Annotated in this window: 18 protein-coding genes; 8 read left to right on the top strand and 10 right to left on the bottom strand. The window is 57.8% G+C overall.

Annotation, left to right across the window (positions count from 1 at the left end; translation table 11 throughout):
* Positions 1-140 precede the first annotated feature (140 nt).
* Complete coding sequence (locus EXE41_RS15665) at positions 141-425, bottom strand: FeoC-like transcriptional regulator (RefSeq protein ID WP_049933180.1); 285 nt, start codon at positions 423-425, stop codon at positions 141-143.
* 407 nt (positions 426-832) lie between these two features.
* Here EXE41_RS15665 and EXE41_RS15670 point away from each other — a divergent pair, with 407 nt between their 5' ends.
* Positions 833-1,516, top strand: a complete 684-nt coding sequence (locus tag EXE41_RS15670; RefSeq protein WP_158294427.1) for a rhodanese-like domain-containing protein — start codon at positions 833-835, stop codon at positions 1,514-1,516.
* Positions 1,517-1,644: 128 nt separating this feature from the next.
* Here the strand turns inward: EXE41_RS15670 and EXE41_RS15675 are convergent, their stop codons facing one another.
* A complete protein-coding gene (locus EXE41_RS15675) occupies positions 1,645-2,622 on the bottom strand; it encodes an IS1595 family transposase (protein ID WP_137691483.1) in 978 nt (325 codons plus the stop codon).
* Between the two features lie 183 nt (positions 2,623-2,805).
* Here EXE41_RS15675 and EXE41_RS15680 point away from each other — a divergent pair, with 183 nt between their 5' ends.
* Positions 2,806-4,188, top strand: coding sequence for an ATP-binding protein (locus tag EXE41_RS15680; RefSeq protein ID WP_137691484.1), 1,383 nt, complete (start codon positions 2,806-2,808; stop codon positions 4,186-4,188).
* Positions 4,189-4,249: 61 nt separating this feature from the next.
* Here EXE41_RS15680 and EXE41_RS15685 read toward each other — a convergent pair whose 3' ends face one another.
* Positions 4,250-4,870 (bottom strand): restriction endonuclease, encoded by a 621-nt coding sequence (locus EXE41_RS15685; protein WP_158294428.1) that lies wholly within the window; start codon positions 4,868-4,870, stop codon positions 4,250-4,252.
* On the bottom strand, positions 4,863-7,748 hold the full coding sequence (locus tag EXE41_RS15690; RefSeq protein ID WP_394348115.1) for a plasmid replication protein RepH: 2,886 nt from the start codon (positions 7,746-7,748) through the stop codon (positions 4,863-4,865). Before EXE41_RS15690 ends, EXE41_RS15685 begins: the two co-directional genes overlap by 8 nt.
* An 80-nt stretch (positions 7,749-7,828) precedes the next feature.
* Here EXE41_RS15690 and EXE41_RS15695 point away from each other — a divergent pair, with 80 nt between their 5' ends.
* From EXE41_RS15695 to EXE41_RS15715, 3 genes are all read left to right on the top strand, one after another.
* Positions 7,829-9,127, top strand: coding sequence for an IS4 family transposase (locus EXE41_RS15695; protein WP_137691486.1), 1,299 nt, complete (start codon positions 7,829-7,831; stop codon positions 9,125-9,127).
* A 553-nt stretch (positions 9,128-9,680) separates the two neighbouring features.
* Entirely contained in the window at positions 9,681-10,838 is a 1,158-nt protein-coding gene (locus EXE41_RS15705; RefSeq protein WP_099289269.1) for a Fic family protein, read from the top strand.
* 902 nt (positions 10,839-11,740) lie between these two features.
* On the top strand, positions 11,741-12,127 hold the full coding sequence (locus EXE41_RS15715; RefSeq protein WP_137691488.1) for a nuclear transport factor 2 family protein: 387 nt from the start codon (positions 11,741-11,743) through the stop codon (positions 12,125-12,127).
* A gap of 43 nt (positions 12,128-12,170) precedes the next feature.
* Here the strand turns inward: EXE41_RS15715 and EXE41_RS15720 are convergent, their stop codons facing one another.
* The 6 genes from EXE41_RS15720 to EXE41_RS15745 all read right to left on the bottom strand — a co-directional run bounded on the left by EXE41_RS15720 (position 12,171) and on the right by EXE41_RS15745 (position 17,784).
* Positions 12,171-12,518 (bottom strand): Hsp20/alpha crystallin family protein, encoded by a 348-nt coding sequence (locus tag EXE41_RS15720; RefSeq protein ID WP_049933513.1) that lies wholly within the window; start codon positions 12,516-12,518, stop codon positions 12,171-12,173.
* Positions 12,519-12,789: 271 nt separating this feature from the next.
* Positions 12,790-14,373, bottom strand: a complete 1,584-nt coding sequence (locus tag EXE41_RS15725; protein WP_137691489.1) for a pentapeptide repeat-containing protein — start codon at positions 14,371-14,373, stop codon at positions 12,790-12,792.
* A 227-nt stretch (positions 14,374-14,600) separates the two neighbouring features.
* A complete protein-coding gene (locus EXE41_RS15730; protein WP_137691490.1) occupies positions 14,601-15,920 on the bottom strand; it encodes a methyl-accepting chemotaxis protein in 1,320 nt (439 codons plus the stop codon).
* 111 nt (positions 15,921-16,031) lie between these two features.
* Positions 16,032-17,027 (bottom strand): CPBP family intramembrane glutamic endopeptidase, encoded by a 996-nt coding sequence (locus EXE41_RS15735; protein ID WP_137691491.1) that lies wholly within the window; start codon positions 17,025-17,027, stop codon positions 16,032-16,034.
* A gap of 96 nt (positions 17,028-17,123) precedes the next feature.
* On the bottom strand, positions 17,124-17,441 hold the full coding sequence (locus tag EXE41_RS15740) for a hypothetical protein (RefSeq protein ID WP_137691492.1): 318 nt from the start codon (positions 17,439-17,441) through the stop codon (positions 17,124-17,126).
* A gap of 1 nt (position 17,442) precedes the next feature.
* Entirely contained in the window at positions 17,443-17,784 is a 342-nt protein-coding gene (locus EXE41_RS15745) for a winged helix-turn-helix domain-containing protein (protein WP_199058309.1), read from the bottom strand.
* A 123-nt stretch (positions 17,785-17,907) separates the two neighbouring features.
* Between EXE41_RS15745 and EXE41_RS15750 the strand changes: the two genes are divergently transcribed.
* The 3 genes from EXE41_RS15750 (at position 17,908) to EXE41_RS15760 (ending at position 20,724) form a co-directional block, all read left to right on the top strand.
* Positions 17,908-18,831, top strand: coding sequence for a glycosyltransferase (locus tag EXE41_RS15750; protein WP_137691494.1), 924 nt, complete (start codon positions 17,908-17,910; stop codon positions 18,829-18,831).
* A 142-nt stretch (positions 18,832-18,973) separates the two neighbouring features.
* Positions 18,974-19,924 (top strand): ABC transporter ATP-binding protein, encoded by a 951-nt coding sequence (locus EXE41_RS15755; protein WP_049933521.1) that lies wholly within the window; start codon positions 18,974-18,976, stop codon positions 19,922-19,924.
* Positions 19,924-20,724, top strand: coding sequence for an ABC transporter permease (locus EXE41_RS15760; RefSeq protein WP_089309326.1), 801 nt, complete (start codon positions 19,924-19,926; stop codon positions 20,722-20,724). The genes EXE41_RS15755 and EXE41_RS15760 overlap by 1 nt, the downstream gene beginning before the upstream one ends.
* The last annotated feature ends 261 nt before the right edge of the window (positions 20,725-20,985 follow it).

Below are 20,985 nucleotides of genomic sequence, written 5' to 3' on the forward strand. Positions count from 1 at the left end.
CGTCCACCTAGTCGTCGAGTCGACCACGTTCTACGGTGCCGTCGCGAAGGGCGTCGCCGCAGCGTTCGTTACCACCCTTGATCTGTGCGTTACCCGCTTTTGCGGTGGCGTACACTCGTATGGCGCGACAAGTCGACCAGTTAGGACTTGACAGCGACGCAGTCGTGCTCCGCAAGCAGTTCCCGACCACGCTGGGTCAGCAGATAGCTCATTGGATTCCCGTCGGCACCCATTCCACAGGCATCGGACATCGGACAGCCGCTACAGGCCGCCGACTCACAGTCGATCGCGCGGAGGTACCCCTCACGGACCATCGAGTCAAGCATCCCACGGATGGCATCTTCCCGCGTGTCCAACTGGGTGGCGATCGTCGAGACGGGTACGTTTCGTGCGACCATCGCGAGGACACGACGGTAGGTACTCACGACGCAACCACCTCACGAAGTCGGTCGATAACAGCGATTCCGTCAACGTGACGGATAGCGGGGAGCGTGAGCAGAACGGCGATGAGTGCTGGCGCGTACGGTGGCGCTAATGCGCCGAAAATTGCCCCTGGTGGAGCAATCCACGTCTCAGCGCCGCCCGGGATCGTTTCCAGTACCGCAGTCAAAAGCTGAGTTCCGGCCGTGATCCAGAGCATACCACTGGCGAGAACAACGGTCGCCCGCTCGCGTACACTGGGGACGTCGCCGCTCCGCCGGCCGCTCGGACCGACGGGAACGCGTGGGTACCGCTTGGTGGGCCGGCCAACCGGATGGGTCGGGTCGCCGCGAACGACATCGCCGGACGTGACGACCGCCTCGATCCGGTCTTGGACACCTCGATCGCGAAGGTGTTCGATCTCGACGTCGGTACCGTCGGTGACACGGCAGCGGCGCTCGACGAGGCGGGACAGGCCTACGAAGCAGTCTACACGAGTCAGCCAAACCACGCGGAGTACTACCCTGGGGCGTCGGAGATTGACTTCAAACTCCTGTTCGATCCCGACGACGGAACGCTCTTCGGTGCCCAAGCCATCGGCGAGAGCGGCGTCGATAAGCGAATCGACGTCCTCGCGACGGCCATCGCACACCGGGACACCGTGTTCGATATCCGCGATTACGATCTCGCGTACGCGCCGCCATACTCGGCCGCGAAAGACCCGGTTAACATGTTAGGAATGATCGGTGCGAACGTCGTCGAAGACATCGCCGACATCGTCCATCTCGATGAGTTTCTCGAACGGAAAGGCGAGGCAACGGTCGTCGACACCCGCCCTCCGGAGATGCGGGAGGCCCAAGGACGGATCGACGGCGACGAGAACGTCCCGCTCGGCGAGCTCCGAGAGTGGGCCGCCGACGCCAATCCGGACGGGGAGGTGCTCACGTACTGTAAGATCGGGAAGAGCTCCTACATGGCAACCCGGGTACTGGCAGAGTACGGGATAACGGCTCGCAGCCTGACCGGCGGCTACTACCGCTACGAGTACGCGGCAACGGACGACGGCGAACGAGTCGAATCCGTGCCAGCAGAGTGACATCCTCCTTGCGCTGAAGCCCGAGAATTTCTCCTCGATTCTCCGTAAGCGTAGATTGACGGTACCGACTCGTGACTGATACGGCAGATTCAGCTACAGTAGTATTGTGCTATTAAAACAATTCGCTCTTATGTAGAGCTGCGGAAAGACCCCATAACAAGGCAGTCGATGGTGATATCGACAGATGCGCCTGTGAGATTCAGCGATCTAACGATCCCGAATGTATGAGCGGCCTGCTCCAAGCCTTGCTTGGACAGGCCGCGGAACTTCCGCAGCCACGGTTGAACGAGCGAAAACAGGCATTCTGCCTGATTGATGTGGACTCCGTCAGGCGATACGTACCTCTCTTTGTGGACGACTGTTCGGTGATCCCGATCCATCTCGCGGTACGCTTGGAGTCCATCTGTCCAGACCTCTCCCAGCCGCTGGGAGAGGTCTTCAGCTCCCTGAATCACTGGCTCAAGATCACCTTCGTAGTCGATCCCACGCTGTCCGCGAATCACACGAAGCGAGTCGCGGCACGCCGCGACGAGCGTCAGCTGGTCACCGTGACGCCCTCGCCAGCGTGACCGGCCAGTGCGCGACGAGCCGCCGCGAGAACTGCTGTTTCGCGGCGGCTCTTGACCTTTGTAGCCAGAACAGACCTTGCCAGATTCGTCGACCTGTGTCGGTCCATCGATGGTCTGGTTAAACAGTTCCCAGGTGAGGGGGAAGCCGCGCTGAACCGCGGCTTCCGCCTCCCGAATCGCCGTGTGAACGGTTTTGTAAGCGCGACCGAGCAGCGGCGCAATTTGGTTGATACTCAGCAGCGTATCTGCGTAGAGAGTGAAAGCGAGAAGCACCTCACCACAGGAGAGGTGCTTCTCGTGAAATGGCGTTCCATGGGTGTAAACTGGCTTAAATTCGCAATTACGGCATCGAACTCGGTCGTGTTTTTCCCACGTCATAATGCTCTGGTGACCACAGCGAGGACAGGATGTATTCTCCCAGAACCGCTTGAGTCGCCGCTCGATGCGCGCATCGAGCGGCTCGGTGTTGATCTCTATGACTCCTAGCTCGATCAGCTGCCGAAACATCCCGCCGAACGCTGACTCAGTGGAAGACATATCGCCAGATTAGAACTGTCTGAGTGTAATTATACGGGCTTTCCGCGTTTTTACATAAGAGCGAGAGTGAATTGGTCGTCTCAAATTGGGTGTGTCTCCGGTGCGAAAAGTAGAAATCTAGATTTCTGAAATCACGATTTCCAAAATCGGGACTTCTATTTAGATGGAACTACGATCAGGTGTATGGAACAATTCGTGGATCGGGACGTCGAACGTGAACAACTCACGGACTGCTACGAGTCCGAGACCGCAGACCTTGTCGTTATCTACGGCCGTCGGCGCCTTGGCAAAAGCGAACTCGTCCGCCAATCCATCGCTGATCGGGAAGACGCTGTATACTACCAAGCAGTTGAGTCCACGGCACAGAATCAACTCGAACAGTTCGTCGAAACTGCCACAGCACAATTCCCCTCGTTACAGAACGTCCGCCGTGACTGGGAAGCGATTCTTGAAACACTCGGTGAAGAGAACGCGATTGTGGTAATCGATGAGTTTCCATTCCTTATTGAGGAGGATGACTCGCTCCCGTCACGAATCCAGCGAGTCTGGGATACCAAGCTCCAAGAGACGGGAATGACGCTTGTCCTGGTCGGCTCTTCGATCAGTGTCATGGAAAATAAGGTGCTCTCAGGAAGCGCGCCACTGTACGGGCGACGGACAGCAACAATCGATCTCAAACCCCTCGATGTCGCTGACGCACGCAAGTTCTTCCCAGGCTATGACCCGGAGACAGCTATCACTATGTGGGCAATCTATGGGGGTACACCCTACTATCTCCAAACGATAGACCCAGATGAGACGTTAGGAACGAACGTCCAGCAGGGCATCCTCTCAGAACAGTCCCTCCTTTACTCTGAACCGGAATTTCTCCTTCGAACCGAACTTCGACAGCCGAATACGTACTTCAGTATTCTCCGTGCCTTGGCTCACGGACGACGGACCCCGAACGAAGTCGCAGGCATGGCCGGAATAGAATCTGGGTCACTCAGCACGTACTTACAGAAGCTTCGTCGGCTTCGTCTTGTTGAGCGCCACATCCCAGTCACTGCGTCACCAACAGCTTCGAAACGTGGCCGATATCGTATCGCGGCGCCGTTGTTCCGGTTCTGGTTCCGGTTCGTCTACGGCAATCAGGATCAGCTTCGGATACTTGGTGACACTGCGTACGACGAAGTGGTTGCTCCAGAGGTAGCTGATTATGTGAGTCCGCTGTTTGAACGACTCTGCCAACGGGCACTCCCACATCTCGTTGACCGACGGTTCAGTGATGTCGGTCAGTGGTGGTTCAAAGAACACGAACTGGATGTACTCGGTCTCACTGAGCCGGGGCTTGTCGCTGGTGAGTGTAAGTTCACCTCCCAGCCTGTAAGTGAGGGTGTGCTCACTGATCTTGAACGGACAGCGTCGGAAGTCCGATGGTCAGACGAACCAGCAGACGGGGAGACGCTGTACGTCCTGTTCAGCCGGTCCGGGTACACTGACGACCTCAAAAATACCGCTGACGCCCGTGACGATGTTCGACTGTTTGAGTTGTCCGACCTGATACACGCTGAACCGAACGCTTAGCAGCGAGTTCCGGGTGCCTTCTGGAGTTTAGTACGAAGTCGATTGCTGTCCTCGCCTACTGTCAGGGATCATACCCACTTGCGTCCCACTCACGACTGGCGATCTTTTCGTTAATCGTGTCAAGATCGTCTTCGGTCATCGTCTCAGGATCACGCAAGGGGATACACCAGTCCAATTGTTTCCCGAAGGCAATTGCCTCTCGTCGGCGAGAGAGCATCCCAAGCTTGAGCTCAGCCAGCGTCCGCCGGAACATGTTTCGCACCTGCATGTGACGCTTTTTCCGATTCCTGTACGGACGGATCTCCCCATCAAAGCCTGGTGCTAACGCCCAATAATCGATATCGTGATCGCTGTACGTGTATGACCGGTAGTTCAGTATCTGTGCGAATCCTTCGGCGATGTGCCGCGTGGTGTAGTTACGTGTCCGCTTGACCTCGATTGCGACACAGCCGACGGCTGGGTGTTCCGCAACAATATCAACGCGACCCCTTCGTTCGTTGTCTAACACTTCCGTGTCTACATTCCAGTCGTATGCTTCGAGTAGCGAGATGATGTGTTGTTTGAACTCCTGTTCTCGTTCGTATTCTACTGCTGTGAGATGGGGGATCCCATTGATCATATCTGATTCGTTGATCTCTGCGTCTTCCCAGACAGGACCGTCGCCGTTGTGTCTTCTAATCATTGGTTTCGTGGTGTGTAGTTGCTTGAGTGGTGATTTCGCGAGCGATGCTTCTCGCATCGGGTCCGGTAGGACCACCCTCTAGGATCGCGGTGGCTGGTGCGCTCAGGGCATCGAGACTGGTCGGTTGATACCTAGCCGCCACCGCGTGTGGTTCTCGGTGTAATCTTCTCTGCTGGCCTATGGGTCGCCAAAGGGCTCTCCTGCGGCGGTGGTTCCCGCACTCTCGGTGTGTGAGTGGCCCCGACGTGAGCGTGGTTTGGACCCCTACGCTCCGATTACTGGTCAATAGCGGCTGCTCTCCCAGAGCGTTGATCGTGGCCGTCGACGCGACGCTGGGATGGCCTACTGCCGAAGGATTGCTGAAGGTTTGTCGGGGTGCGTGTGGCGCTGTCGGGTTTCCGCACCCGAGCGCTTGGGTTATAGCATCCCACTTGCGGTGGCCAGCTACCGTTGTCGGCCGGATACGAGGAAGTTCGCTGACGGTTCCAATACGGCGGTCGTAGCTACTTGCCGAGATGTCGGCGCGCTCGATGAGCTCTTGGCGGCCAACTGGTTCTGCCGCCTGTAGCAGCGCCGCATAGAGCTTTGTCGCCGTTGGTGGGAGGTCTGGGCGGAACCGACTGCTTGGAAGCGTTGTCGCCGCCCTGAGGACTGCTGGCTCCCACTCGCGACGAGGATTGTCGAGTGCCCGAATCAGACAGGTGATCGCGTCGTACGGGCTCGCTCGATGCGGGACATCCCGACCGAACGACCGGAGACAGCACCGGGTGAGTTCGCGCCGCTCACGCGGCGTCCACCCAGTGTCGTACTCCGCTGCGAGCTCGTCGACGATCTCCCGGATCGACGTGTATGTCGTGCCGTCGCGAACGGGCACAGTGAGTGTCGGCGCCTGCTCGTCACCGGTCGCGATCGCTTCTCGAAGCGTGTCGAGTTCGTCGCGAAGCGCCTCGGTGATGGCTGTCTGGAGTGTAGTCGCCGTCGGCCCCGCAATGACCCACGACGCTGTTAGCTCCATTGAGGCGCCTGTCTCGACGTCGTACGGGAGTCGACGCTTCAGCTTCCCGGGCCGTGTCTCGAACAACATCCGGTAGCCGGCGTGGATCCCATACACCGACTGTTTCGGCACCGTGTACCGGATGAAGTCACAGAGGTCGGCTCGCTTCCGTTCGTCTTGAACGAACGGCTCAGTGTCTGGAAGCCGGACCGTCAGTGTCAGATCGACGCCAGCAGCGTGGTACAGCTGGGTGGCCGTCGCGACCAATCCGTGGAGGTCTTCGAACAACTCTCCACGGGCCGCACTGTCGGTGCTGTCGGTGAGCGCACTGAGGCGGGAGAGATGTGTGTCGCGGACCGTCTCGATCCGATCACGCCACGCCTCGTACACCTCCTCGTCTTCGCTGAACCACCCGACCTGTTGCCCACGACGCAGTGTCCGGCCGGGTGAGCCGGTGATCTCGCCGGTGCCACTGTGGATATTCGCGAACGTCTCGCCAAGCCGCGACGGGGTGAGGATCTCCGACAGCGCCGTCTCACTGAGTAAGACGCCCGCGAGACGTCCCAGGGTGGCAAGCGGACCGCCCCACTGGACGATCGCGAGACACTCCTCATCGTGGTGGCTGAGGTAACTCACCCGACCGTCGTCGAACGGTTCAACCGGGTCGTCGACGAGCATGACCGCCCCCCGCTCCGCTGGGACGGTGAATCGCTGGTGGATCGGCGCCGCATCGTGGGTGTCGATCTCCTTGACGTATCCCTCGTCGGCGTCGCCAGTCGACGCGAGCCACGATTCGACCGTTGTTGGTGTGGCCCCCGAGGCCTCCCGCGGGGGCGACACTGTACTTGCTGATTCGTGAGTGGTCGCGGTAAGACTGTGTTCCAACTGGGTCTGATCCGGATGCTGGATCTCACAATCGGCCGTGAGACACTCGCTGACAGCCGTCTCGCCGAGATCGGTGAGTGTGACTGTGTTGTGTTCCCGACGCCGGTCGATCGCGACCAGCCCTCGCGACTCCAAGTCGAGAACGTACCGACCGATGGTCCCGCGCTCAATGTCAAGGCCGGGATCCTCTGTGAGGTTTGCGTACGTGCGGCCAGTGTCGGCGCGTAACGCGGCGAGCAACCGGCGTTTCCCGGGTGCGGACGCGAGTCCAGTGAGCGCCTCCCATACCGACTCTGCGGTGCCGGTTGGGCCGAGTGGCTCATCAGAACTGTGGTGTCCCTGGTTGGGGGACCGATCCCGGCTATCAGTAAGACCGAGATGGATCGCACTCCACTGCGGGTAACGACGAGCGAGCTCCTGCTGGAGTGCCGGCGAGGCGACGACCCGGACGTCGAACCCGTCCGCAAGGACGGCGATTGCCGCGAGTGCGCGGACGCCGGTCCGACGGTCTGTAAGTTCGGCCCACGCTGGGCCATCAAGCACCAACGTGAGCGCTCGTGGGGTCGGATCGAGTTCCCGATGAAGCGCGACCGGGCCCTTCACGAGCGCTCCAAGGCCGGCGTTGACTGCGCCGCGGCCGGTGCCAACTGACTCGACGGTCTCGCTCAGCGACTTGTGACGCCGCTCGCGGTACCGCGAGGTGGTGGCTGCGTCGCTGTCGGCAAGCGCAAGGTCGGTGATCGCTTGCGTGTACGCGACCGCCTCCGCGGTCGCGTCGTCCCACGTGTCCTCTAGGGAGTGCCACTTAGGGAGTGTCTTGTCGAGTATCGACGCACTCGCCCTCCACGCGTCGGTGTGACTCGTCTGGCCTTGGACTGCCTCGATGCTTGCCTCACGAAGCTGTTCGAGGACGGTCGGAACCCACTCGGTCAGCCGTGGCGAGACGTTCGCGCAGTGGATGCCGCCGGTATCGTATCGCGTGGTTGGACCCACAAGCATCCGTGTTCGGTTAAGCGGAGAAACCGACAGACAGCGCTCTGTTGACGAAGTTATCGTGGTAGACCGCGTGGGGAGAGAATGTGTTCAAGCAACTCTCCCCAGATCTCATACGACGGCGGCTGACTTCCCTGTTTCCCGCCGAGCTTATCGAAGACATCGCGCGCGAGCGCGATGTCGTCCAGCGTGACCGGAAGATCGACATCACGATGCTCGTCTGGACGCTCATTATGGGCTTCGCCGTCGACGGCGAAGCCCGTACCATCGCCGGATTTCAACGTGCGTACTCCGCAGCAACCAACCAGACCGTCGCCCGCTCAAGCTTCTACGATCGGTTCACGCCGGCTCTAGAGGCACTGTTGAGCGACCTCCTCGAGCACGCTCTCGAGGAGGTCGCGGTTCCTCACACGATCGCTCCACAATTCGAGCTATTTCGAGAGGTGCTGATCGCCGATGCAACCGTGTTCAGGTTACATCGGCTTCTCGATGCGTTTCCAGCCACTCATCCGGATCAATCCGGCGCGAAACTTCACCTCGTGCAGAACGCGACCAAGCAGACGATCGAGCAGTTCCAGCTCACCGATGAACGTACCCACGAGAGCAGCCAACTCCGTACCGGGAGTTGGCTGCGAGGCCGGCTGTTACTGTTCGATCTGGGCTTCTACAGTTTCCGTCGGTTCGCGTTGATCGACGAGAACGGCGGGTTCTTTCTAACTCGGCTGAAGTCGAACGCGAATCCGTTGATCGTCGGCGAGCGACGGAAATGGCGCGGGCGCGCCATTTCCTTGCCAGAGCGTCGTCTTCGAGACGTTCTAGGAGATCTCACTCGGGAGATCATCGACGTAACCGTGGAGATAGAGTTCAAACGGCGGGCATACGCTGGGAAGCAGTCACCCGATTCGATGGAGCTTCGCGTCGTCGGTGTCCGCAACGAGGACACCGACGACTACCACCTGTACGTGACGAATCTACCCGATGAGTTCACTCCGAGGCAGGTCGCGGCGCTGTACGGGTTGCGGTGGGAAGTGGAGTTGCTGTTTCGGGAGTTGAAGTCGCTGTACGGACTGGAGAAATTCGAGACAAGCGATCCAGCAATCGTGGAGCTTCTGATGGTGGCGGCCCTGCTGACACTGACGGTCAGCAGAGCCTTGCTGGGCGTGTTTCAAGAGCAATTTCCTGAGACAGTCTTCCCGCGAGAACGCTGGGCGAAGACCTTTCGGTCTGTCGCCCAGCTGATCCTCGAAGATCTGGCCCAGTCGCTCGGGTATCCGCCGCCGAACTTGGCTGAGTTGATGTTTCGTGACGCTCGTCAACCAGAGAAATCACGCGTCTTACTGAACGAACGTGTAGCTGAAGCCTTCATGAGGCCATCCAATGCTTAACCGAACACCGATGAATTTGTAGCCAATTATTTGCTCCCCACCAATGATTTCCACTCAAGCATGACCGGAATCGTGATCCTCCCCGCTGGTCGCGACGACGCGTTTGAGGACTACAAACAGTTCATCCAAGATGGGCACCCAATTGAGGATATTGAGTCATATCTCCTTGACAAGGACCTCGAACTATTTCGCACGACTTCTGAAACAGCCAGTTCATAACCCTTGTCGAGATGAAAGGGGTGGTGTCGATATGAACACCCCTCCATCGAAATGAATTCTCTACCTCTTCAATGTCATCACACACCAACTTCGAAGTGAAGACCCCGCCATCGATATGAAATCTCAGACATCACAACACACCGCCGGCACCGTCGGTATCCACTGTTCATGTGGGATTAGCGCAACCGTCGACACTATTTGTCTCAGCTAGATTAAGCGGATATAGTTGTAGCACAACGACTGGAATTTGATTTGGAGCGGTCTTCGATCCCGCTTATCCAAATTTGTTTATAACCCGTATGATTAAGTCGTATTAGAGACAAAGTAATTCAAAATGAGAGCAGAGGATTTGCCACCAGATGCGCCGGGGCACTACCAACAGTCGCATCCGCATCCCTACTATATTCCAGAGAAGTTGCCCCTCTCATCGCGGGTTGAGATTGACGAGGATCTCACAGCGACGATATCAGATGCGACGTTCCAGTTGGGACGTATCGACGGGATTAGTCCCACTGTCGATTTCTCGCCGGTACTGTATACGTCGCTCCTCCGGCTCGAAGCAGTCGAAACAGCAGAAATTGAGGGCGCAGATGTCGAGATGGACGAAGTCTACGCGTATCATACACGCCAGAAATCAGGCAGTTCTGGGCGTGTGAGCCGTGACTTACAGGAGGTTCTGAACGCTGAGCGCGCACTCAGTGATGGATTTGACGCAATTAAACAAGGAGAGTCGATTTCGGTCGAACTGCTCAAATCACTCCACGAAACATTACTCGACGGAGTTCGGAACGAGGGGGACGTTGTTGGTGAGTGGCGAGATGATGATGTTCATATTCCGTCGCCCCGTCCCGGACAGTCCCCATTTGTGCCACCACCGGCGGATCATGTCTCGGAGCTAATGGACTCGCTTGAAGCATATATTCAGATGGACGGCGAGTACCACTCCCTGGTTGACCTTGCGATCACTCACTATCAGTTGGAGACAATTCACCCCTGCTCGGACGGCAACGGTCGTCTCGGACGGATTCTAATCGTCCTCCAGTTACACAAGGCTGGCTATCTGTCTGAGCCGTACCTCTATCCGAGTGCCTATTTTAATCGAAACAAGCAGGCGTACGTCGAGACGATGCGTGCGGTTAGCGAAGAAGGCCAATGGCGCGACTGGATTGCGTTCTTTATCAAAGGCATTGAAGAGCAAGCGAAGGACTCCTACGAGCGAACATTCGAATTACTCGAACTCCGGCGAGAGTACGAAGCGCAGTATCCGAATCAAAAGACAAGTCACAAACTCGCCCGCGAACTGTTTGAACTGCCGTACTTCACCGCAGACAACATCACGGATCGGTTCGACGTAAGTCGACAGACTGCCTACAATGCGATTGAAGAACTCGAATCGGATGGCATTGTTATCGAAGTGACTGGCAAGCAGCGAAATCGTGAGTACAAAGCTATCGATGTATTCGATATTCTTGAACGGCCGGTACAACGGTAGCAAAGCTTAGTCGCCTACCCCGGATGCTGGATCGGTACCCATCGCTCCCGCCCCGAACAGTAGCATAGCACCGCCAATGACTGTCAAGAACCCGAGCACACGTTCCGAGTCTGGCTCTTCGGAGAGAAGCGACGTCGTGCCTGAGGTGTACACCGCGTAATATCGCCCGCTAGCGTCAACTACAATCGCTTCTTGAAGATTCGTCTGAGACTGACTACCCCCGGTCTCAACCGCCTGCTTGACTGCTGGTGAGTACTGGTCAACGGGGCGAGAAACGTCCTCTAACGCCTGTGAGGCATTTACTCGCTCCAAGGTGAGACGATAAGATTGCGCCGACTCGTTCCAGCCTGTAACACGTTTGAAGACACGCCCGTCGCTGGGGAACGCAAGATACCGATCTTGGGAAGCAAGCGACGGGTCTCCGGCGACGTGCCGAACCCCGGGATACGGTGCGAGACCCGATGTCTCACCGGCCAGCCCGGATTCAAAACCACAGATTCTGGTCGGGGACCGCTCTCTGAAGCAGTCGAGTCCATCGATCTGTCTGAGTCTCGGTGAGTCTTGTCGAATCTGTATTCGGTCATCTTCAACGGTGAGCTGTGTGGCGCTATACTCGTATTCTGTTCCTGTTATGTCTAGCGGGGGTGCCCAGAATGGAACTGTGATTAAAACCAGTGCGAGTATAATAAGAGCAATTCGAGGAGGGCTGTCGATCATATCAAAAGATATCATTCTAGCGTTTGTATGGATTTTACCCAATAGCAACATTAGCTCCTCACTGGTCCGCTCCGTTGAACTCGATGACGGCGTGGGAATCCTTGCTTGAGACCTTGTTTAAGATTGTAATCTCGGTCTGGTGAGCGACCCGTGAACACTTGATTATTGGACCCCTCGTCTGTCACATGGATGCCCGATCGACAGTCAAAGAGTACTACGACGCACTACGGGCTGGTGACCCGCTTGCCCCGTACTTCGCCGAGGAGCACGATGGCGACGACGCATTCGTGAAGTTTGGTATCTCGGAGCGTCTCGTCGGGAGCGAACAGATCCAAACCGGCCTCCGCACCCAGACCGAAACAACGGCTGAGTGGACCGTAACTAGTCACGCACTTCGAGTCAGTGAGCGCGGGGCTCACGCCTGGTTCAGCGACACTGTGTCAATGGGCTGGATCAATACAGAATCTGGAGAGCGTCACGAGTTCGACACACGGTGGAGCGGGACACTAACGAAGTCGTCTAATGGGTGGCAGTTCGTCGGAATGCACGTTAGCACGGCTGACGAGCTGTGAGATCCTCGATCGTTCGCGAACGCCACCCCTCGGGGCGATCAATTCAGTGAAATCCGATATTCGCGGGGTCCGTATCGCGGTCGAAGGTCACCTCAAGGATACCGTTGTTGAACTGCGTTTCCCCAGAGGTGTCATCGACGTAGGACGGGAGGTCGACGCGCACAACAAACGGTCGTGGATCACTCGCCACCCGAATCGCTGCGGTTCGTCCGTCACACTGGACGGTAATGTCGTCCGATACAGCGTGAGGGATGTCTGCAACCACCCGGATCTCCTCGTCGTACTCGTGAACGTCAACCGCGGCGTCGTCGCCGTTCGTTCCGGACAGCAGGTCTTCAATCCCGTTGAATTCACCACCGGATTTGTCCTCGTCGTCCGAGTTCCGCCTCATTATTATCTACAAGGGACTGGCCGGTATAACCCTTCGGCGAGACTGACCGAGCGTACCCAGAGACGCCGACGCCATGCGGGAGCGAACGACCCCACTCGTGTCCTCGTCGAGGCGTACGTTGAAGTGATGGATTAATATCAATCAGCGGGCAGAAACTTACGGAGAATCGAGGAGAAAGCCCTGCGCTTTAGCGCGGGGAGGGTGTCGATCTTCAAGCGTCCGAGAGACGGAAAATCATCACTGTACGGGTTCCCGCGCCAAGTTCTCGTGGTTACCGAGCGATTGAGCGAGTGAGAGTGAACACAAATAGGGCGATCATAAATCCACCGAGGAACCCCTCAGCGGCCCCGATGAAACTTACAAACGTATTTTCCACCGTCGGTCCACCGAGCACAAGCGAAACAAACGACTGTACGCTGAACGTGAGATAGCTCAATATCGACTGCCCGATTGACAGCGGAACGCTGACAGCGGCGTAGATCAGGGTGAACACGACGATGATTCCCACAGACGACAACACGGTCCATAACGGTCGCTCGCCGTATCCGCAACTCAATCCCATCGCTACGTTTCCTACGTAACGTCCGGCGTGTCGGAATCGCGTCAAGCCGTCCGACTGGGCAAACTCTCGGCGGTGGCTCCCGCGTCTGGCAGCCATCTCATGAAAGAAGAACTCTGAAACCGCACGGTTATCGCCGACCTGCTTGGCCCCGTTTTTGGCCCGCACGTATATGATCTCACGAACTGACGGCGGGTCGTCCGACTCATGGATCTTGTACTCCAATGCGGCGAGTTGCTTCCGGTAGCGGGTGAAATCGAACCCATCAAACACCGTCTGATTAAACGTTAGCGAATCTATCGTTGTCTCTTCTGTTAACACAAGATCACCCAACACCGCTTGAGTGAGCTCATATTCAACACTCCCGTCGGTTGCTGCGACAGTACCGGTCACGCGCTCCGTTCCTGTGAGATCGATCGTAACGGGTCCGTCTTGTACTGTGAGATCGACACAGCTCACCTCATCTGAGAGGGAAGCATCGTCAATACGAAGCCCCCCAGTAAGAGTCGCGCCGTCAAACAGCAATGGCCCGTCACAGTCTACTCCCAGAAACATCCCCGCTGCACCATTTGCAGTTGGTCGGTCGCGCTTCGGGTTGCCAGCGACAGACCCGAACTCAACGGCAGGTCCAGCCAGTGTACATTCTTTGAACCGGGCCTTGTCTGCGAAGTCTGTTCGTTTGAACCACGCCCCCTTGTCGAACTGTACACGATAGAAGTTCGCTACGTCGTCAAACTGGGCATTAGTGAAGTCTGCGGCCCCAGTGAACCGTGCGTTCACGCTGTATATTCCGTTGGCAAACCGGGCGACACGTCCACAAACCTCCCCGAACGTCGCTTCGCGCGTGTCGAGCCAAGATTCGAACTTTGTAAGCCGCATTGAGACATCCGCGAACCGGACGTGACCGAGGTCAACGCGCCGAGCAAACTGTGTTTCGTCGAACGTAACTTGTCCAATGGCTGTGCTCCCTCGAAGATCAAGCGGGTGTTTTACCCTCCCAAATCGCAGCGAGATCGATTCGAATGATGCGTCACGGCAGTCGATGGGTGTGTTAGTCGGCCCGTCAAGTTGTTGATAATCGAGATCGATTGCCCCAAACGTCGCACCAAGAAACTGATTTGTCGCCGGGGAGGGTTCCTCGACCGCTTCAATAAGCCGACGTCTACGGGCCTCATCGGACGCCTCACCGTGGAACACACAGTAGTTTTCGTCGGCAGGATGTGGACAATCCCACGATGACTCGTCGTCAAAATAATCAGCCGACAACTCGTGGTGGTACTTACAACTCGAAGCCATATAAAATACGTTTTATTTTGGATTAAAAAACTTGGGCACAGAGAAGTCGAATGATCGCAGCTGGATTGTCCCCCGTCTCCTGTGGACCTCACTCCAAATAGAGGGTCCCCGTGTGTGGAGTGTAAAAAAGAGGGCTGTAGAAAATGGTCAGAAGTGCCGATATTCCGGAGATTTGGAATGAAACGTGGGGTCTGGCTGTCTGTCAGTCCGATTACGATATGCCTGCTTCAGACAGACGTGTCCATGACCTCCGCCAGTTCGTGGTCAATCTGTTCAACCTGATGGGTCAGCTGCGAGACCATCTCTGTCTGGCTCTTATTTTCGTCTGCGATCTCCGCAATCTCCTCACTCACAACAGTAGCCCGTTCGGAGACATCGTTGACGGCACTTGATATCTCTTCGGCCACGCTTGCCTGTTCGTCTGTTGCCTCCGCAATCTCGGTGATCCCACTCTCAGTTTGCTCAACTGCCGTGAGAATTTGTTTTTGATTCTCGAGGACCGCTTGGATGTCGTCTCTCGCAGACTGTATCTCGTCGTTGGCTGCGTCCACTTCGGCGGTGGTTTTGGAAGCCTTCGCTTTGATCCTCGCGACGATGTCTTCGATCTCGTCAGCTTGGTCCTGCGAGCGATTCGCGAGGTTCTTCACCTCGTCGGCGACGACCGCGAAGCCGTCACTGTCGCTGCGTGCCGCTTCGATGTTGGCGTTCAACGCGAGCATGTTCGTTTGTTCGGCGATATCGTTGATCACGCCGACGAGCTCTTCGACTTCTTCGATCTCGTCTCTAAGGTCCGCGACGTCGTCGGCGACAGTAGCTGACTTCTCGGCTGTGTCGTCCACTTGGTTGATGACCTCGCCTGCGGTGTCGACGGACTCTTCGGCGAGTACTCTCGACTCGGCGCTTTGGTTGCTGACCTCTTCGGCGCTGGACGCGATCTCCTCGACGGTCGCGCTGAATCCGGAGACGTCACCTTGGGTACGTTCGAGTTCGGCTGCTTGCTCGTCGACGAGCTGGGTGATCTCGTTCGAGCGATCCGCGACTTCGGTTGTCGACTCGCTCAGCTGTTCCATGGATGTCTCGACATTGTCCGAGAGCTCTTCCTGGAGGTCGGCGAGCGTCTCCCGCTGTTCGACGACGGTGGTGACGTCGAAGAGCAGCTCGACAGCCCCAACGACCTCGCCAGTGGGTGTCTGGATCGGGGTCGCAATCGCTCGGGCGTGTGCCTGTCTTCCATCTGGACGCTCGGCAGATCGGAACTCGTCTTCGCGGATGGGTCTTCCGGTGCGGACGACTTCTTCAGCGAGGGTCTCGTCTTCGCCCTCGGTACCGAACACGTCGTATGCGTTCATCCCGACTGCCTTGTCTGCGGGGAGGCCGAGGAGATCGGCTGTTGCCGTATTCCACTGGGTGATGTCGCCGGCGTCGTCAACGACAAACGCTGCCTCAGGGAGTGTCTCGATGAACTGCTCGAAGGCATGGCGCCAGAAGTCGTTATTTGATTCTGTATTTCGGTCTTGGAGGTGATCGTTCCGCGTGGCTGTGGCCATGCCGAGTGGGGACGATCAAGGTATGTGTGGGTTTTGCTCCTGTTATTGCTTTTGATAGGGCCCCAATTCGCGGGAGGGAATGATTGTATTCACCACGATTAATTGTTGATATTATGATAGCCGCGACCCCAAGTCACCGTTCCGGAGAGCAACGTATCCGACAGTGAGCGCAGCGACACAGAGCACCGCTGCGCCGTTGACTGCCCCGTACACCCCGACGAACTGTGCCGGGCCGGTGAACGTCGGCCGGACCAGCATCGGCAGAACCTCCGCAGCCTCACCGAAGTTCGCCAGCCCGTAGATGTTGTTTATCGCAAAGTTGATCAGGAAGTGGACGCCGATTGGCAGCGCCAGCGAGTCGGTCCACACGTACGCGGCGCCGAGGAGGAGCCCCAACATCACCCGGAAGCCGAACTTTTCTAGCGTCCCCGGGAAGTGCCCGAGACTGAATATCAGCGATGACGCCACCACCCCTGCCACGACCGCACCGCGGTCGGACAGCCACCGACTCCGGAGTCCTTCGACGGCACTCGTCAGAATGAGGCCCCGATAGACCAGCTCTTCCCAGAAGGCCACAAACGCCCACTGGAGGGTGTACGCTCCGAACGCAGCGACGAACGGCAACACGTTGGCGCCAACGCCGCCCGAAAACAGCTCGGAGACGGTCGCCCACCCGGCGAGCAGACTCGCGGGGAGTGCCACACCCATCCCTACCAGAGCCACGACGCTGCCAGCGGCGAAGTCCTTCAGGAATGACGGGCTGAACGCCAGTCCGTAGTCGGTCAGCGGTCGCCGGTCAACGTACTTCGCGAACACAACTGCGAGGAGGAGTCCAACGAGCGCACCGATCAGGTTGGTCGCGGCTCCGTTGACAGACGGCGGGAGTTCGGTGCCCGCGAGCGCCAGCGCCGGGAGCACGAAAATCCCCACGAGCGCGGCGACGTACACTCCGAGGATCCGCCAGAGTGCGCGGGGGCGATTCTCATTTCGATTCCACAGCACGGAGGCGACGCATCCGATGATTCCACCGTAATTAGTTCGCCGGTCGTCATCGGCCGACTGGGATCCGGTTCCTTCGAAGTTGGTGTCGGTGTCTGCTTCGGTCATCGACACCTGAACGCATGGACGCATAGAAAAAGGCCGATTTCCCTGGCTTCACTGGTTGAAGTCAACCTACCGTCGTATATGGGCTCGGGCGTGGTATCAGTCTCGGCGTGGCATCCACAGTCCGTAGAGGATCAGTCCCAGACCGGTGAATTCGGGGATTTGGAGGAGGAGATTGAGGACCGCGGTGGGAAGTTCCAAGACGCAAGTGAAGATGAGGGCCAGCGGGGCCTGAACGAACAACACCAGTATGAATCCGATCGCGATGTACAACATCGGACGGCTCTGATTCTGCCGGTATGCCGTGTAAGCGAGGTAACCGATCCCCAAACCGATGATCATCGGGATCACCTCGCTCACCTGTCGAATCGTTCGTAGCGTTTCGAGATCAATCGATTGGAGCGGTGTATCGAGCATATTAGCTTCCCTCTACGAACTGCGTGAAGCGGTCTGCCATCCGTTTCCGCCGTGAAATTGTAATCTCAAAGCCGTCTTCGCTGAGATCGAGTTCGATGCCATCGAGATCCGTCCGGTAGAGTTTGTAGTTCTTCCCGTCGGTGACTGGCTGGATATCTTCAGTAACCAGATCGTACTCGCGGAGTCGTTCGAGTCGACGGTAGACAGTCGGCTCCGAGACCCCGGCGCAATCGCTGAGCTCCGCCGCCGAGCAAGGTTCCTTCTTTGTCTCGACGAGAATCGTGCGCGTACACTCGTCCCCAAGCAAATCTGCGAGCGCTTCGGGATCTCGCACCCCGGACACTGTGCGTGTGCCATCTCTTGTTTTGGCAATATAGGTTGTGCCGTTCTGGGCTTTCTGTCCGGCTTCACTCAGAGAAGCCGTCGGAAACTCTCATTGATACCAGCGATCACGTTTCGAGTACGGATGTCGAACGGACAGACGCACACCCCAACGAGCATACTCCTCCCGACGGTGTCTTGGAGTCCCGCCTGCGGCGATGTCGCCGCACAGTTGGGTTCAGAAGACGAGCTCCTCATCATCCACGATACCGAGGACGACCCGGTTACGGACCGAGAGCGGTTCCCTGAGAACGTTCGGTTGGTCCCCGCTGGCGACCCCGTCGGGTGTTCCGGGAAAGCGAATGCCATCGCTGCTGGGATGGAGGCCGCCAATCACGACCGTCTCGTCTGGACCGACGACGATTTTTACCATCCGCCCGACTGGCTCGACACGCTCCGCCGTGACTACGCTGACTACGGTCCGACGACGGAACTGCCGGCGTTTGTGGGTCAGGACCCACTCGCGATCCTGTTGGAACCGATTTACGTTCTCGGCGGAACGCTCGGGACGTATGTGGGTGATCACGCTTGGGGCGGAGCTGTCATCTTTGACCGAAGTGATCTTGATGAGGCAGGGTTTCTTTCGGAACTCCGCCAGACTATCAGCGACGATGGCCTTCTCGGGGAGCACACCGACGTGACGTCCGTTCGGCGTGTACGCAAAGTACCAATGGGTGGGAGTCTTCGACAGACGCTCGAACGACACGTTCGATTCAATAAAATTTTCGCAACCCACGATCCCGGAGTCGCGAAGCTCTCCTTCGGAGCGTTGACCGCCGTTCTCGTCGGGTGTCTATTCTTTCCGTTCCTCGCAGTGGGGCTTACCGCAGTAACAGCAGGTGTGTATGCTGCCTTCGGCGTTCGCCGAGCGTCACTACTCCTCGCTGTGCCAGCGCTTATCGCAGCCGTTCCACTGGGAGTGTATGGCTTTACCCGAGATACGTTCATCTGGGCAGGTCGGCGTTATCGCTGGCGCTCAAAGTTTGATGTCGAGGCAGTAGACGAGTAGTTTCCATTCAGTGCGTGTCAATCAATGGTGAATGGGCGATATGTAGCAGCGAATTCCGCGATAATGCTGTAAGCAGAGTTTCACAGTTAGAAGCACTGACCTCCGGTTTAACAGGTTTCCCGCGTTCGGTGAAGTTGTGACAATGACAGGTCCCGCGATTGAAATAGACGGATTGAGCAAACGGTTCGGTGACGTGACCGCTGTCGATAGTGTTGATTTGACCGTTGAATCGGGCGAAATCTTCGGGTTTTTGGGTCCGAACGGGGCTGGAAAGTCCACCACGATCAACCTGCTGTTGGACTTCGTGCGACCGACGAGTGGAAGTGCGTCCATGCTTGGACTAGATGTCTCGAAGGACCGCGAAACGCTCCACAGCCGGATCGGCGTCGTTCCCGAGAACTACGGATTATACGACAGACTGAGCGGTCGGCGACACGTGGAACTCGCGGCCAAACTGAAAGACGCTGACGACGATCCCGACGAGCTACTCGATCGGGTCGGCCTCTCACAAGAAGACGCGAACCGGGCCGCCGGGGACTATTCGACGGGGATGAGCCAGCGACTCGCCCTAGCGATGGCACTTGTCGGTGCGCCTGATCTGCTCATCCTCGACGAACCGACCAGCGGTCTCGACCCGAACGGCGCCCGGGAACTCAGAGAGATCATTCAGGCGGAAAACGATCGCGGCGTGACGGTGTTCTTCTCGAGTCATATTCTCGAACAGGTCGAAGCCGTTGCCGACCGAGTCGGCATCATGAATGAGGGAGAGCTCGTTGCGATTGACAGTATCGGCCGCCTCAGACGCCAGCTCGACACTGGCGCGCAAGTGATACTCGACGTGGACCGACAACCGGAGCGCAGTCTGGGTGACCTCCCGAACGTACGCGACATCGATGTAGGCGGCGGGACCGTTCGGGGAACCTGTCTTGAACCAGCGGCGAAACTCCAGTTCATCGACCGGGTTCGCGAGCTGACGACGGTCACCGACGTGCGGATTGAGGAGTCATCGCTTGAGGATCTGTTCGCCAGCTACACCGGTGAAGACACGACGGACAGTCAGACCGAGACGGTAGTCCCGGGTGGTGTCGCGTAATGAGCGTTCGCACCATCGCCCGGAAAGACTTGGCCGATGCCAGTCGTTCGAAGGCTCTGTGGGCGGTTATCTTAATCGTCCTCCTGTCGACGGCCGGGATCACGACACTCCTCGCAGTAACCAGCGACATGGCAGCCGGTGAGGTATTCTCACTTTCGTTCCAACTCGCTGTGACGATGCTTCCCATCGTTGCGCTCGTGCTCGCCAAAGGGGCAATCACTGCCGAGCGGGAGTCCGGGTCGCTCCGAGTCTTGCTGAGCTTGCCGCCGTCACGCCGGGACGTTCTCGTCGGGAAGCTCCTCGGACGGACAGCCCTGATGCTCGTCGCCACGCTTATCAGCGGGTTCGTGACTGGTCTCGTCGTCCTCACGATACTGGGTGGGACGTTCGGTTCACTGGCGGCATTTATCGGGTTTCTCGGCCTCATGGGCGTGGCGTTCGTCGCTATCGGAGTGGGGATCTCCGCGGGTAGTTCGAGCGACAGTCGTGCGACCGCCGTCGCCGTCGGAGCCTACATGATCTTGGTCGCGTTGTGGAACCTGATCCAGAGTGCTATCCAGTACGGCGCCATCGAACTGGGTCTGATGACCGAGGGCAGCGCGCCGGCGTGGATGAAATTAGTCGGGCTGTTCCCGCCCAACCGCGCCGCGAGGGCTGCCTATCGGAACACTGTTGCGGGGCAGCTCTTCGGAACGGACCCGTTCGCGTCGGTCTGGCTGCCGGTTCTCCTCCTGTTGGCCTGGATCGTGGTTCCTGTTACGATCGGGTATCTCCGTCTCCGTGACGCCCAGATCGGGTGATAGGTTAGCCAAGTGGAGCCGGATCCCGATCCTCATCGCCCGATTCGGGTATCGCCTCTCGCTCCAGAAAATCTAACGCGATACGACTGCTATCACCGCTGAGGCGGTCGAGCGAGGAATATCAGGCCGTACTATCATCAGTAGGTTGTGTCATCGACTGTCAGATTCATCCCCGGCTTCAGGGCGGGGCTTTCTTTTCGCACTTCCGTAACGATGGACCGACCGAATGAATGCTCCGTCGAGACTGCTTGCTCACGGTTG

This window comes from Halorubrum sp. SD690R, from assembly GCF_005435035.1.
GTDB classification, from domain to species: domain Archaea; phylum Halobacteriota; class Halobacteria; order Halobacteriales; family Haloferacaceae; genus Halorubrum; species Halorubrum ezzemoulense.

What these genes read in the sequence shown, in the direction of transcription:
- EXE41_RS15725 (WP_137691489.1), bottom strand. Translation starts at nt 14,373, where the DNA reads ATGGCTTCGAGTTGTAAGTACCACCACGAGTTGTCGGCTGATTATTTT.
- EXE41_RS15675 (WP_137691483.1), bottom strand. Translation starts at nt 2,622, where the DNA reads ATGTCTTCCACTGAGTCAGCGTTCGGCGGGATGTTTCGGCAGCTGATC.
- EXE41_RS15740 (WP_137691492.1), bottom strand. Translation starts at nt 17,441, where the DNA reads ATGCTCGATACACCGCTCCAATCGATTGATCTCGAAACGCTACGAACG.
- EXE41_RS15730 (WP_137691490.1), bottom strand. Translation starts at nt 15,920, where the DNA reads ATGGCCACAGCCACGCGGAACGATCACCTCCAAGACCGAAATACAGAA.
- EXE41_RS15755 (WP_049933521.1), top strand. Translation starts at nt 18,974, where the DNA reads ATGACAGGTCCCGCGATTGAAATAGACGGATTGAGCAAACGGTTCGGT.
- EXE41_RS15680 (WP_137691484.1), top strand. Translation starts at nt 2,806, where the DNA reads ATGGAACAATTCGTGGATCGGGACGTCGAACGTGAACAACTCACGGAC.
- EXE41_RS15720 (WP_049933513.1), bottom strand. Translation starts at nt 12,518, where the DNA reads ATGAGGCGGAACTCGGACGACGAGGACAAATCCGGTGGTGAATTCAAC.
- EXE41_RS15705 (WP_099289269.1), top strand. Translation starts at nt 9,681, where the DNA reads ATGAGAGCAGAGGATTTGCCACCAGATGCGCCGGGGCACTACCAACAG.
- EXE41_RS15685 (WP_158294428.1), bottom strand. Translation starts at nt 4,870, where the DNA reads ATGATTAGAAGACACAACGGCGACGGTCCTGTCTGGGAAGACGCAGAG.
- EXE41_RS15715 (WP_137691488.1), top strand. Translation starts at nt 11,741, where the DNA reads ATGGATGCCCGATCGACAGTCAAAGAGTACTACGACGCACTACGGGCT.
- EXE41_RS15760 (WP_089309326.1), top strand. Translation starts at nt 19,924, where the DNA reads ATGAGCGTTCGCACCATCGCCCGGAAAGACTTGGCCGATGCCAGTCGT.
- EXE41_RS15735 (WP_137691491.1), bottom strand. Translation starts at nt 17,027, where the DNA reads ATGACCGAAGCAGACACCGACACCAACTTCGAAGGAACCGGATCCCAG.
- EXE41_RS15690 (WP_394348115.1), bottom strand. Translation starts at nt 7,748, where the DNA reads ATGCTTGTGGGTCCAACCACGCGATACGATACCGGCGGCATCCACTGC.
- EXE41_RS15750 (WP_137691494.1), top strand. Translation starts at nt 17,908, where the DNA reads ATGTCGAACGGACAGACGCACACCCCAACGAGCATACTCCTCCCGACG.